The sequence below is a fragment of the Telluria sp. AZSoR62 genome, assembly GCF_058111565.1.
The window spans coordinates 1-345 of sequence record NZ_JBYTST010000165.1 but is presented as its reverse complement, the minus strand read 5'-3'; the positions used below and the strand labels follow the sequence as shown (position 1 = coordinate 345).

The 345-nt window shown below is 63.2% G+C and carries 1 protein-coding gene; it reads right to left on the bottom strand.

Features of this window, described 5'->3' with window-relative positions; genetic code table 11:
• A partial coding sequence (locus AC3XQU_RS23360; RefSeq protein WP_489876535.1) for a DUF2857 domain-containing protein occupies positions 1-345 on the bottom strand: 345 nt, incomplete at both ends.

The window sequence follows — 345 nt, the reverse complement described above, 5'->3', positions numbered from 1 at the left end:
AAGTCCATGGCGGCGTCGAGAATGGAGGTTTCGTCTTCGAGATCGACATTCCTGCTGCCGGTCACGGCCTTCCATTGCCGCCACAGATCCGTGTCCTGTTTCTCGTCCAGCACGGGGTGGCGGCCCTTGCGCTTGGGCAGGCCGAGGATTTCGCGGCGAAGCGCCACCTCTTGGTGGGTCAGGCCATAGAACCGACTGACCATCTCGGTGCTCGCACCCAGCCTGAGCATGCGATCGACCGTGGCGATTTCCTTCTCCACGTCCTGCGCCTGCTTGAGTAGTCGCCGGAGCACTTCGCGGTTGACCGTCACCGAGCACCAGGAGACGTTGGCGTTGGCGAGCACG